This window comes from Kordia sp. SMS9, assembly GCF_003352465.1.
GTDB lineage: Bacteria > Bacteroidota > Bacteroidia > Flavobacteriales > Flavobacteriaceae > Kordia.
The window spans coordinates 2,917,472-2,930,950 of the sequence record NZ_CP031153.1; the positions used below are offsets into that span (position 1 = coordinate 2,917,472).

The window sequence follows — 13,479 nt, forward strand, 5'->3', positions numbered from 1 at the left end:
ATTAGTACTTAATTTATTGGAACATTACGCACGCGTTACTTTTTCAATTCCGTTGATCTTTTTCAAATTTGTGATCAAGCGTTTTAAAATGGTATTGTTTTTTACAATCACCATGATTCTTCCTGTGAAAATTCCATCGTTCGTATCAAAACTAATGTTTCTGATGTTTACGTGCATGTTGTTGGAAATGATTTTTGTCACTTCATTCACCAATCCCATATTGTCAATTCCAGTAAATTCTAACATGGCGGTAAATTCTTCCTGAGAAGAATCAATCCATTTGGCAATCATAATTCGATAGGCGTAATTTGCCTGTAAACTTACCGCATTTGGACAATCTTTTTTATGTACTTTGATGCCTTCGTTTACCGTGATGAATCCAAAAACAGGATCGCCAGGAATTGGGTTGCAACAATTTGCCAATTTGTAACTGAGCTTTTCTTCTTCTTTTCCAAACACCAGCATATCATAGCGATTGGACACTTCTGGCTGGTTGATTTCTTCGCTTGGTGCAGAAGGACCACGTCGTATTTTATTCTTAAAGAACTTAAAAATACTGTTGCTGCGTTGTGCTGCAAATTCCTTTAACTTCTGATTGTCAATCGTTCCAATTCCGACACGGTAAAATAAGTCTAAACTCGTTTTTAGCTTAAAGTGACTTACCAATTCGTTGATTGCTTTTTCATCCAACGGAATTTTTAATTGTTTTAGTTTTCGACGCAATATTTCTTTTCCTTCTTCGGCAATCTCTTTCTTTTCTTCTCTTAATGAAGATTTGATTCGAGAGCGCGCTCTGGAAGTCGTCGCATAGTCTAGCCAATTGGCATTTGGTTTCGATTTGTCTGACGTAATAATTTCAACTTGATCGCCACTTTTCAATTCGTGACTGAGTGGAACTAATTTTCCGTTCACTTTCGCGCCACGCGTGTGATAGCCAACTTGTGTATGAATACTAAACGCAAAATCGAGCGGCGTTGCACCTTTTGGCAACGATTTTAAATCGCCCGTAGGCGTAAACACGAAAATTTCTTTCGCATATAAATTCAGCTTAAACTCTTCTACAAAATCGACTGCATTTGCCGTTTGGTTTTCAAGTGCTTCTTGGAGTTTGTTTAGCCAAGGTTCCAATCCTTGTTCTTTCTGTTCACCTTGTTTGTATTTAAAGTGTGCTGCATAACCTTTCTCTGCAATTTCATGCATACGATGCGAACGAATTTGCACTTCTACCCAACGTCCTTCAGGTCCCATAACGGTTATGTGTAGCGCTTCATATCCTGTTGATTTCGGAGAGGAAATCCAATCGCGCAAACGCACAGGATTTGGTCTAAAATGATCGGTTACAATCGAATATATTTTCCACGCAATGAACTTTTCATTCTCTAAATTTTCAGTATTGTAGATAATTCGGATGGCAAATTTATCATACACTTCATCAAAAGTTACGCCTTGTTTTACCATTTTTCTTCGGATAGAAAAGATAGACTTGAAACGACCTTTTATGGTGTAATCAAACTCTTCTTTGTCCAACGAATTTTTAATGATAGAAGAAAAGTTGTCAATGTATTCTTGTTGTTGCTCTTTGCTTTCCTCAATTTTGTTTTCAATATCCTTAAAAACCTCAGGTTCTGTATATTTTAACCCTAAATCTTCCAATTCAGTTTTAATGTTATACAACCCAATACGATGTGCCAACGGCGCATAAATATATAAGGTTTCCGAAGCAATTTTGACTTGTTTATGCGCAGGCATAGAATCCATTGTCTGCATATTGTGCAAACGATCCGCAATTTTGATGATAATTACACGGACATCATCATTGATTGTCAAGAGCATTTTACGGAAGTTTTCTGCTTGCAGCGAGACATCTTTGTCTTTTTTAAGATGCGAAATTTTTGTGAGTCCATCTACAATCTTGGCAACTGCTACACCAAATTCTTGTTCAATATCTTCGAGCGTATACTCAGTATCTTCAAAGACATCGTGCAATAGGGCAGAAGCAATAGAAGTGGCGTCCATACCAATTTCAGAAGCTACAATTTTAGCCACTGCAATTGGATGAAAAATATACGCTTCGCCACTTTTTCTTCGTTGATCTTTATGCGCATCTACGGCAACATCAAAGGCTTTGCGAATGATTTTTTTATCTTCCGAAGTAAGCTCTTGATAACTAATACGCAACAGTTCTTTGTACTGTTTTGCAATGGCTGCATTTTCTTTTTCAATCTCAATTTCCGTCATACATTTAAAATTACTATAAAGATATGTAAGAAACAAGTATGTACGATGAATTTCAAAAGATAAAGCTGTTTCTAAAAAACATATTGGATTCCCATACATTTAGTACGTGAAAATTGGGCGTTGATTTTCAGTATTTTATGTAAATTATTGATCTAACCAAAAACAGACTATCATGAAAAGCATTTTAAACATTAAAGAAGTACAAGTTTTAAGTAAAACTGAACAAAGCAACATCGTAGCTGGTGGCGGATTTGGACCGTGTTCGCAAACATCCGATTGTGGAACGCCAGATTGTTGGGTTTGTGTGCCATTCACTTTTGGTGGCAAGTGTTTGCTACTAAACAGCTGTCCTTCTTTTGACTAAATAGCATAAGTTTGATGTAAAATGAGTGTTGATTTTATATCAAATGACTGTGTTACTTAAAATTACGCTGTCGCTTGGCTTCAAAAAGGATGATAGCGGCAGCAACTGAAACATTCATAGAATCAATTTTTCCTTGCATGGGAATGATGATATTTTGGGTAGCATTTTGCAACCATTCATCACTCAAACCTGTGGCTTCTGTACCTACGACAATAGCGCTTGCTTTTTGAAAGTCTTGTATATGATAGTGTTCAGAAGCAGTCAACGCCGCACAATACATCGCAATGTTTTTATTTTGTAAAAATGCAATGATTTCAGAGGTGTTTCCTGTGGCAATTTGTGTCGTAAATACACAACCTACGCTAGAGCGTACAATATTCGGATTGTATAAATCGGTTTTCGGATTCGCGATTAATACAGCATCAACATTGGCAGCATCTGCGGTTCTTAGCAATGCGCCAATATTTCCAGGTTTTTCGGGTGCTTCTGCGACTAAAATTAACGGATTTTCATTATGAAATGCAATACTGTCAAGCGAATGCACTTTCGTTTTCATGATTGCCAATATACCTTCTGTACTACTGCGATAGGCAAGTTTTTGAAATACTTCCTTAGAAATTTCAATACATTCGGGCGTATTTGAGGTATTTTCTAAGATGGTTTTTATACGTTCGTAGGAACAAATCTCAGGATAAAACAACAAGGTGTCAATTGTGTAATTTCCTTCCAATGCTAGTGTTAATTCGCGAAAGCCTTCCAACACAAATTTCCCTTCTTTTCTGCGACTTCGCGATTTTTCTTGAAGCTGCAACATATATTTTACGAGCGAATTTTGTGTGCTAGAAATTTGTTTGTACATATTGCAAATATAGGAAAGAGATTTGTTGTGTAATCATAGAATCCTAGCTGATTCTCGTACTTTTTTTTGAATAGTTTCTTTTGAGGTTGCAATGTTGTACTTTTGTGTAAAGTTGAAAATGAATATGAAAATCAGAGTTTTAGTAGTAGTACTTTCGGTTAGTATCTTTAGTTGTACGTTAGATGGTGGATTGCCAGATATGCCAAATATGCCAAATCCAGTACCTGTTGAATCTGATGAAGATCCACCAGTTATCCCGCAATCGTATCAAATTTTATCTTTAGGCGATAGTTATACCATAGGACAAAGCGTCTGCGAAACTTGTCGTTTTCCTGTGCAACTAAAAGATAGTCTTGTGGCTACCTTTCCTGTAGTTGATAGTTTTAGTGTAGATGTCATTGCACAAACAGGTTGGACTACTACCAGTCTTTTGAATGCAATTGCTGATGAAAACCCAACGAACACTTATGATTTGGTTACACTATTAATTGGAGTAAACAATCAATTTCAAGGACGTCCTTTTTCGTTGTACGAAGATGAGTTTCCAGCATTGGTTACAAAAGCGATCAATTTTGCACAAGGTGATGCCAATAATGTCATTGTAGTGTCTATTCCAGATTATGCGTTTACTCCGTTTGGACAAGCATTTGGAAATCCAACGGTGACTTCACAAGAAATAGATCAGTACAATAATTTTGCGGAAAGTTATTGTGTCGCCAATGCAATCACCTTTGTGAATATTACAGATATTACACGTGAAGGTTTGGTCAACACTGCATTAGTAGCTGAAGATAATTTGCATCCTTCTGAAGTAGCGTATTCGTTATTTGTGGAACGATTGTTACCTTTTGCTACGACCAAATTACAATAAGAAATAGTTTTTAATAAATGATATACGTTGAAAGGTATTGTAAAAGAATTTATTACACAGATTCGTTTGAACCTACTTTGGAAGTGTTGAAAAAGCTACAAACCGCTCATTTGTTGCATGTTCCTTTTGAAAATTTAGATATTCATGCAAATGTTCCTATTGTGCTGTCTGTTGAGAAGATTTTTGATAAAATTGTCAATCGAAATAGAGGTGGATTTTGTTATGAGTTAAACGGATTATTTTACGAATTGCTCATTGCGTTAGGTTTTGATGCCAAGCGAATTTCAGCGCGTGTGTATGATCAAGAGCAAGGTTACGGACAAGAATTTGATCATTTTGCAATTCTAGTTACCATTGATCATCAATCGTATTTGACAGATGTTGGTTTTGGTGAATTTGCATTTGAACCTTTATTGTTTGAACTTGATACCATTCAAGAAGACCCAAGAGGAAGTTTTATTATTGAAAAACACGATGCGGATTATTTGCGCGTGAGCAAAATTGCAAATGGAACACGTTTGCCTGAATATATTTTTACTACACAGTCACGAGAACTTTCTGCATATACTGAAATGTGTACATATCATCAAACAAGTCCCGATTCGCATTTCACTCGAAAAAGATTAATTACACTTCCTAACAAAAACGGAAGAACTACCATTACGGGGAATACTTTAAAGATTACAAAGAATGATGAGATTGAATCCAGAGTGATTCAAAGTGAAGCTGAATTTCACAACTATCTAAAAGAACTATTTCAAGTCGATTTGTGAACGGACTTATAATTTTTACAACTACTCAATGAATTCTGTAATGATTCCAAAAGCAGTTCGACCTAAAAACAAACTAAAACCATTCATAATGAAAAAAATAATGTTAGTACTATTCGGATTGTTCTTGGTAGTTGCTTGTAACAATACCCAGAAAAAGGAAGAAACTCCAAAAGATACTTCGAAAGAAACCTCGAAAGAAACGACGAAAGTCATTCCAAAAATATATCCAGATAAACTACAAAAAGTATTTAATGCCCATGGCGGAATTGATAAGTGGAACGCAGCACAAACTTTGGTGTATGAAATGGTAAAGCCGCAAATGACGGAGAAACACATTACAGACTTACATTCTCGCAAAACGCGTTTGGAAGGAAAAAATTATACGATTGGGTATGATGGAAAAGATGTTTGGTTGGCGCAAAAAGACTCGACAGCATTTCGCGGAAACGCTCGTTTTTATCATAATTTATATTTTTATTTCTATGCGATGCCTTTTGTTTTGGGTGACGATGGAATTACGTATGATACCACCAAAAGTTTAGAGTATGAAAATATTTTGTATCCAGGATATGAAATTTCGTATGGAGAAAATGTTGGCGATTCTCCAGAAGATAATTACTTTATTTATTACAATCCTGAAACGTATCAAATGGAATGGTTAGGTTATACAGTTACGTATTTCAATGGAAAACCTAGCAATAAGATAAGCTACATTCGGTACGAAGATTGGCAAAAAGTGAATGGAGTTGTATTGCCAAAAGTAATTACATGGCACAAAACTGATGAAGAAGGAAAGTTACTCGACGCCAGAAATTCTGTAAGTTTTGACAATGTAAGTTTGACAACCAAAACAATGGAAAATACAATGTACGAGCGTCCAGAAGGCGCAGTTGTTGTTCCAAAAGGATAAAAAAATCATATAGAAAAAGAAAAGTATAGCAACAAAAAATCCTCTTCAATTGAAGAGGATTTTTTATATAAATATGTTTGCTTTATTGTCCTCCAAACACACGCCATCCACCTACACTATGCGCTTGAAAAGCGTCAAAGCCGTTAAACATAATGTTGTTTAAAGTTGTACGCAATTGAAAACGCCTTGGCGTAATGTCTGATAGAATCGTATGTTCAGGTGTTAAATTACGAAATGCAGTGGATACACTATGCATATCTAACATTCCACGACGAAGTTCTTTATGTACATGTTCACCAATGGTTGCTAAATTTGGCAAGCGGTCACGGACTTGAGAATATTCAGTAGCAATGCTGTTGGACAATTCAGAGAATGATGGCAATTGAAAATTTTCAATCGCAGCATTTTCATCATTCATTTGAATATTTTCGGTTTCCTGTGCCGCCAAATGTAATGTAGCAAACACCATGATTCCTAAAGTAAATTTTCGAATTGTTCCCATAACGGTCTATTTTTTAAACAATAACAATCTTTCCTATAAAGTTACTACTTTTTGCTGTATTTTTTAGAATAGCGTTTCCACAATTTTGTTTGGTGTGTTTCCAAACTTATGTCACGTCCGTTGATAAATGCATGCGTTAAAATATTGCCACGCATGTCTAACGCATCGCCTTCACTTACAAATAGCGTTGCATCCTTACCAACTTCTAAAGTTCCTAAACGATCGTCAATGCCTAAAATTTTTGCGGTGTTAGAAGTGATTAACTGCAATGCTTTTTCCTTGTCTAACCCATGAGCTGCAACGGTTCCTGCTAAAAATGGCAAGTTACGCGTGTTCATACGTTCCATTTGTCCACTATTTTCCAATCCTACCAAAACGCCTGCATCTGTTAAAATTTTAGCCTTTTTATAAGATATGTCATAGTCTTCATCGTCCATTTGTGGCACTGAATGTGTTCTGTGCAACAATACGGGAATGTTATTTTGACGTAAAGTTGTCGCAACTTTATGTGCATGGTAACCGCCAACAATGACAATTTTGACCTTGTTTTTCTTTCCAAATTCAATAGCGTCTAAAATTCCTTTTTCGGTATTTACATGGACAAATAATGTTTGTGTTCCTTTCGTTAATCCAGCCATCGCTTCGTATGGTATGTTTTTAGGACTTCTGGAACTTTTTAGGTAACTAGTTGCATCATCAAATACATTTTGAATTTTTTGTACTTGTGTTGCATAGTCTTTGTTTGGACGCAATCCTCTTGGTTCTCCTAACCACCAACGGCCGCGAGAATAATTATTGGGCCAATTCATATGAATTCCGTCATCGACTTTGATGGCAGCATCTTCCCAATTCCAAGCGTCTAATTGTACAATAGAAGAAGTTCCAGAAACGCTTCCGCCACGCGGTGTAATTTGCGCAACTAAAATTCCGTTTGGTCTACAACTTTCCACGACTTTCGATTCTGTATTGTAGGCAATCAAACTGCGAATGTGCGGATTGAAACTCCCCGTTTCATCTTGATCACGCGTAGCTCTTACTGCATCAACTTCTACCAAACCAAGGGTAGAATTTGGCGAAATAAATCCAGGATACAGATGTTTTCCTTTCGCATCAATCACTTTTCCTTCCGTTGAAGTTGAAGCAGCAGCACCAATATTTTTAATTTTTCCATTTTCAAAAACAAGCGTCGCATTTTCAATCACTTGTCCATTTCCAATATGTGCAGTAACACCGACAATGGATATGGCTTGCGATTGAGTTGACGCAGGCGTTTGTTGTGCATAACTGAACGTTCCAAACAAAACAGTTACGCATAATACGTATGTATACATATATTTTTTCATATCAGTTCTAATTTAAAATTCAACAGTATCACAGTGAAGATGTACTTTTTCTTTCTTTTTTGGAGGTTGTGTTTTCATGCCTTTATTTTTTTCTAAAAGCATCATATTCATCAGTTCAGTACGTTCCTTTTGAATGTTTCTACGCAATAACGCATCACGATCTAAGTCAAAATATACAGCACCTTCAATCATGGTGGTTTGTGCTTTCGCGTAAATTGACATTGGGTGATCTGTCCACAAGACCAAATCAGCTTGTTTTCCAGTTTTTACACTTCCCACTTTGTCATCAATATGTAATAATTTTGCCGGATTTAGTGTGACAAACTTCCAAGCATCTTCTTCAGAAACACCACCGTATTTTACCGCTTTTGCTGCTTCTTGATTCAATCTGCGAGACATTTCACCATCATCCGAATTGTAAGCTACTACAACACCTTCATTATGCATAATAGCACCGTTATACGGAATTGCGTCGTTTACTTCGTATTTGTATGCCCACCAATCTGAGAAGGTAGAACCACCAACGCCGTGTTCTTTCATTTTGTCAGCAACTTTGTAACCTTCTAAAATATGTGTAAATGTATTGATGTTGAAACCGAATTTATCAGCGACTTTCATCAACATATTGATTTCACTTTGTACGTATGAGTGACAAGACACAAAACGTTTTTTGTTTAGAATTTCAACAATCGTTTCCATTTCAATATCGTAACGATAGTTTCCAGTTTTCTTTTTGGCTTCATATTCTCTGGCACGTTGAAAATAATCAGTAAACACTTGTTCCACACCCATACGCGTTTGTGGAAAACGTGTCGTTTGTGTATCTCCCCAATTACTCTGTTTTACATTTTCACCCAATGCAAATTTGATAAATCCGTCTGCATCTTTGAAGAGCATTTCATCTGCGGAGCGTCCCCAACGTAAACTTAAAATCGCAGAGCGACCGCCAATTGGATTCGCCGAACCGTGTAACAATTGAATCGTAGTTACACCACCAGCTAAGTTTCTATAAATATCTATATCTTCAGGATTTACGACATCTTCCATGTTAACTTCGGCAGTAGAATTGTGGCCTGCTTCGTTGATGGTAAATCCAGCTATGTGAGAGTGTTCGTCAATAATACCGGCAGTTAAGTGTTTTCCTGTAGCATCAATTACTCTAGCACCGCGCGCATTGAGATTTTTTCCAATGCGTGAAATTTTCCCATCTTTTACTAAAACGTCTGTATTTTCAAGAATTCCATCGGCTTCATTGGTCCAAACCGTAGCATTTTTAAATAAAACAGTTTCTTGCGTTGGTAAACTAGCAGAACCATACGCGCCATTTGGATAGGAGATAGGCAGCATTTTTGGTGCTTCCATCTTGGAATCTTTTTTTCCGTCTTTTTTGTCGGCTGCTTTTTTAGCTTCTTGTTGTGTAGCGTTGAATGTAGATTCGTATCCATTGGCTAGTAACGCTTTTCCTGAGAAAAAAGTTGTATTTCTCACGGGCGACGTTAAACGAATGAATTCTGTTTTGGTTGTATCTGCGGTTGTGAATTGTAATTGTAACCAATCATTTTTAAAAGAAATTTTTGAACCTAACTTCATCGAATCTTTCATGACGGTTGCTTTTAATTTTTCTGGCGAACCTGCAATGTTGACATCATAGGCATTTCCTGCCACATTGAAGGTATATTTTCCGCGGATATCTCTATGCGATTTGTCTTTGAATACATTTTGATTTCCTTGCACCCAATTTTCATAGATCACCGTTTTTTGATCAAAAATATCACCTGAAGTAATTAAAAAATTCGCTTGGCGTCCATTTTGTAGCGTTCCTACTTTGTCTTCTTGTTGTAGAATTTTCGCAGGAATCGTGGTCAATGCTTCCAAAGCTTTGGTTTTGTCCAAACCATATTTGATAGCTTTGTGCAAATTTGCTTTAAATTCTGCACCAGACTTGGTGTCGTGCATCGTAAAGCTAAACATAATTCCTTGATCTGCCAATGCTTTCGGATTGGACGGCGCTTGGTTCCAATGTTTCATCGCTTCCAATTCTACTACACTCGCTGCATACGGATCGGATACATCATACGCTTTTGGAAAGTTGATCGGAATGATAAATGAGGCATTCGTCGCTTTCATTGCATTGATGTTTTCATACTCAGTTCCGTCGCCAACTAATACATATTGAATTCCGAATTCGTCTCCGATAGCGTCCGTTTTGATGCTATTGTGTTTGTTCCCAGAATGAAATATTTGGATTAAGTTTTTATTTTTCAACAAGGCTTCCAATGCTAAATCGGTACGTTTTGCATTGCCTTTTGCATACCAATCGGCATCGTGATACATTTGACGAATCAACGCCATAGCTCCCATTAGCGAAGTTGGATAGCTTTGTTTAGAAGCATTACTTTTTTGATATGATAAATATTGTGCAGAACGATTGTCTATAATTCGTGTACTATTATCGCCTTTTGAATTTAGTGCGACCAAGATTCCGTTTCCGCGAACAATTCCGTCTTGTAAATGTGTATTTACAGTTCCGAAACCTGCTTTTAGTAAACTTGTTGCTTTCTTATTGTCGTACGTAAATTTATCTATAGGATTTGTCTCAGGACGAATATGATCGTTCCAATAATATCCTGTTCTTCCTGCATCATATTGTGGTGCATTTCTCCAGTTTCCTGATCTTTTCGGTTTTTTCAATCCAAAATCAGAAAACGGATCAATAAAGGAAGGATAGATACTTTTTCCAGCAATATCTACGACAGTAGCATTTTTAGGAATAGAAATATTGGCTCCTGTTTGAACAACTTTTCCATCTTGAATGATAAGTGTTCCATTGTCAATTACCTGTGTGGGCGTGACATAAATTTTGGCGTTGGTAAATGCTGTTATGGTGTGACTTTCTGTTTTTACGCCATCATTTTTAGGGAAATAATCCTGCGCAAAGGCAGTAAGGCTACAGAAAAGGAGTAACAGCAGCAAATACGATTTTTTCATTGCTTTACTTTAAATTTTAGGTTGATTAGTTAAAAACTTAAAGATAAGGTATGAATGTGCTTTGTACACTGTATTAAGACTTTTTTAACGTTTGTCGTTGCGTTGTCATAAATCTCAGACTTACGACAGTGCTCGACTTACGACAGCACACATGACTGTTAAAATCACAGTTTTTAAAACTAATGTCAAGCAAGTCAAAAACTTACTTGACACTAAAATGATACTACCAATCGTTACAGAATGGACCACAGATTGTAGGGCACCATTCGCAGACTGAAGTTCCCATTGTTGATTGTGGACAATACGGACAATTTGTTCTTCGCTCCGATTTCTCTACTCCACCAACAGTTGAGTGCTGAAGTTTTGAAATGGAATTTTTGTTAAGAGATAAATTTTTTAAATTCTTTTTTTTCATAAATAAAAATTTTAAGTAATTGATTTTTAAATGTATAAAATAAAGAGAGCAGCCAACTAAAGTACTAGTCGTTATTTATAAAAGACGATAGATTTAAGAAATATGTCATTGTTATAAGCCTGAGACTTATGCCAGAACTCCTTATACCAATTCTACTGTAAGATGCAACAGATAAGCTCGTTCATTCAGCATTCTATTTCCTTGCGACTATTTTCCGTAGCTACGGCTATGCAAAACATTCGCAGCGTGCTATACTGTCAAAGCAACTTCGCTTATTAAGTCGCATTTTATAGTAAAATTGGTATTATTGCTGAATTGGAATTGCACTATTTTGAATCCACTTTTGAACGAGTTCTTCGTTGGTTGTGATTTCAGCAAATACATACATATCACTTTGAAAACATGGTGAAGTTGCCGCTTTTTCAATGACTACGATGTTATCACAATAGCTAGAATGTAGAAAGTAGAGTTCTCTGTTTTTAATGAGAACATACCCAACATGATTGCTCAATCCAACAAAATACAATCCGTCACGATAGACTTGATTGATTTTTGTTTTGAGATCATTTTGAGAGATGTTTCTGTATATTTTTAAGTTGTTTTTGGCTTGAAGTGTCATGGCTTCGTTCAAACCTGCTTGTTGTGCCATTTTGTACCGATTGAGTTTAAATCCTAAATGTTTGAGCGTTGTAGAAACAAAATAGCCACACGCAATTTCGCCAGAGTTTGGAATATTTGTATGTCCATTAAAATCCCACGGCGTTCCGTACCAATGTGGAATCAGTTCGTTTAGTAATTTATCATATAAATATGCAGCCGCAGAATCGATCGTTTTTTGTTTGCCATGACGTAATTTTTTTGAAAAATAAGAACGATCTCTCGTAATGGATTGTTTGATGGCTTCGTAGTTTCCTTTTGGAGTAAAGTTGAGGTTTAACTTAGTAGAATCAATCGTTTTTGGATCAATAGCAATTGTCTTTTTGATTTCGGAAGTTGTTGTAGAAGCAACCGTTTTTGTTTCTTTTTGAGACGAATCTGCGCAAGCGAAATAAAAAATACAGAGCAACAAAGGAAAGGCTTTATTCATGCTATTGTAACGAGAAAAACGGTGTTTTCGTACGTTAGGGAACAATAGTGTGTTTTTTGTCATAATTCACTAACAACGAAACCACATAGCTGTAGCTTAAAATTCCTTTCGACTGATTGTTGGCTTTTAGAAACTGATCAAACGTGAATTTGAACATTGGTTTTAGCGGGTTTTTGTGTGAATTCCAAAAGGCACGAACCTCGTCATAATTCTTCTGAATACCAGGATTTATAGTGGCTTTTAAGCGTTCGTACTCGTCTTTGTCTCGGTTATATACTTCTCTTAAACAATGCCAAGTCATAAAATTGTAGGCACCATATTTAAAGTAAATATCATCGTTATGCAACGCAGCCATACAGCCAATAAAATTGGCTTCGTTTTCGGCAGAATACCCAATTTGATGTGCTTTTTCATGACTTGCCGTTACTGCAAATTTGTATACCGGAATTTTATAGTTGACTTGTGCTTCGTTGGTAAACGGATTGATATACCCACTAAAGCCCATAATTGTTAAAAATCCACTGTAAATAGACGTTTTTAAGCTTTCATTTGTAAATTGAAATCGCGGTTGCTTCACACTGAAATTTTCATAACCGTTCATGGTTTTTTCAAAAATTTCACTTGTTGCGTATGGAACTTCCACTTTTACGGTATCGTTTTGTGTAATTTTAAATTGTGTGGCGTTGGCTTTCGCGATCACTCTTTCGGTGAAATCTACTAATTGTTCCGTTGAATATTTTCGATCCAATTCAAGCGATTTGTATAAAGGCAAACGGTAATAATTCATACCCCACAACAAATGAAATGCAAAGTATGCCACTGTGATTGTGATGTAAATGTCAATCAAAATTCGTTTGTATTCTGTGCGAACCAAACGGTAATTTTTATAAATATAGCGAATGATTAAAATTCCTGCGATTGTATAAAAAACATCACCGATGGAGAATGGAATCCATCCAAAAACAATGCGAAAAAGTTTTGAAATATACGGATACAATCCATTGCTGTAATACGTTTCTACAAACTCGGGATAATAGCTGAGAAATTTGATAAGAAAGAATTGTATAGGAAAAGAAAGGGCAATTAAAATTTTTGTTCTCTTGGTCATAAGCAATACATTTGAACACAT

12 protein-coding genes are annotated in these 13,479 nt (G+C 36.2%); 4 read left to right on the forward strand and 8 right to left on the reverse strand.

Going from position 1 to position 13,479, the window contains the following annotated elements; translation table 11 throughout:
- Positions 1-24: 24 nt before the first annotated feature.
- Positions 25-2,238 carry a bifunctional (p)ppGpp synthetase/guanosine-3',5'-bis(diphosphate) 3'-pyrophosphohydrolase gene (locus KORDIASMS9_RS12585; RefSeq protein WP_114903173.1) on the reverse strand — a complete coding sequence of 738 codons (2,214 nt, stop codon included), beginning with the start codon at positions 2,236-2,238 and terminating at the stop codon, positions 25-27.
- A gap of 172 nt (positions 2,239-2,410) precedes the next feature.
- Here KORDIASMS9_RS12585 and KORDIASMS9_RS12590 point away from each other — a divergent pair, with 172 nt between their 5' ends.
- Complete coding sequence (locus KORDIASMS9_RS12590) at positions 2,411-2,602, forward strand: hypothetical protein (RefSeq protein WP_114903174.1); 192 nt, start codon at positions 2,411-2,413, stop codon at positions 2,600-2,602.
- 52 nt (positions 2,603-2,654) lie between these two features.
- Here KORDIASMS9_RS12590 and KORDIASMS9_RS12595 read toward each other — a convergent pair whose 3' ends face one another.
- Positions 2,655-3,461 (reverse strand): RNA methyltransferase, encoded by an 807-nt coding sequence (locus KORDIASMS9_RS12595; protein WP_114903175.1) that lies wholly within the window; start codon positions 3,459-3,461, stop codon positions 2,655-2,657.
- Positions 3,462-3,585: 124 nt separating this feature from the next.
- On the opposite strand from KORDIASMS9_RS12595, the gene KORDIASMS9_RS12600 reads away from it, so the two are divergent.
- The 3 genes from KORDIASMS9_RS12600 to KORDIASMS9_RS12610 all read left to right on the forward strand — a co-directional run bounded on the left by KORDIASMS9_RS12600 (position 3,586) and on the right by KORDIASMS9_RS12610 (position 6,015).
- Positions 3,586-4,332, forward strand: coding sequence for an SGNH/GDSL hydrolase family protein (locus KORDIASMS9_RS12600; protein WP_371412741.1), 747 nt, complete (start codon positions 3,586-3,588; stop codon positions 4,330-4,332).
- Positions 4,333-4,349: 17 nt separating this feature from the next.
- Complete coding sequence (locus KORDIASMS9_RS12605; RefSeq protein WP_205317981.1) at positions 4,350-5,105, forward strand: arylamine N-acetyltransferase; 756 nt, start codon at positions 4,350-4,352, stop codon at positions 5,103-5,105.
- An 88-nt stretch (positions 5,106-5,193) separates the two neighbouring features.
- Entirely contained in the window at positions 5,194-6,015 is an 822-nt protein-coding gene (locus tag KORDIASMS9_RS12610; RefSeq protein ID WP_162819923.1) for a DUF6503 family protein, read from the forward strand.
- 82 nt (positions 6,016-6,097) lie between these two features.
- Here the strand turns inward: KORDIASMS9_RS12610 and KORDIASMS9_RS12615 are convergent, their stop codons facing one another.
- The 6 genes from KORDIASMS9_RS12615 to KORDIASMS9_RS12635 all read right to left on the reverse strand — a co-directional run bounded on the left by KORDIASMS9_RS12615 (position 6,098) and on the right by KORDIASMS9_RS12635 (position 13,458).
- Positions 6,098-6,517 carry a hypothetical protein gene (locus KORDIASMS9_RS12615; protein ID WP_114903177.1) on the reverse strand — a complete coding sequence of 140 codons (420 nt, stop codon included), beginning with the start codon at positions 6,515-6,517 and terminating at the stop codon, positions 6,098-6,100.
- Positions 6,518-6,561: 44 nt separating this feature from the next.
- Positions 6,562-7,860: an amidohydrolase family protein gene (locus KORDIASMS9_RS12620; RefSeq protein WP_114903178.1), complete on the reverse strand. Its 1,299-nt coding sequence runs from the start codon at positions 7,858-7,860 to the stop codon at positions 6,562-6,564.
- 12 nt (positions 7,861-7,872) lie between these two features.
- Positions 7,873-10,848: an amidohydrolase family protein gene (locus KORDIASMS9_RS12625; RefSeq protein WP_205317982.1), complete on the reverse strand. Its 2,976-nt coding sequence runs from the start codon at positions 10,846-10,848 to the stop codon at positions 7,873-7,875.
- A 223-nt stretch (positions 10,849-11,071) separates the two neighbouring features.
- Positions 11,072-11,263: a class I lanthipeptide gene (locus KORDIASMS9_RS24005; protein ID WP_205317983.1), complete on the reverse strand. Its 192-nt coding sequence runs from the start codon at positions 11,261-11,263 to the stop codon at positions 11,072-11,074.
- A 304-nt stretch (positions 11,264-11,567) separates the two neighbouring features.
- Entirely contained in the window at positions 11,568-12,350 is a 783-nt protein-coding gene (locus KORDIASMS9_RS12630) for a hypothetical protein (RefSeq protein WP_162819924.1), read from the reverse strand.
- 34 nt (positions 12,351-12,384) lie between these two features.
- Entirely contained in the window at positions 12,385-13,458 is a 1,074-nt protein-coding gene (locus KORDIASMS9_RS12635; RefSeq protein WP_114905240.1) for a DUF3810 domain-containing protein, read from the reverse strand.
- Positions 13,459-13,479: the final 21 nt, after the last annotated feature.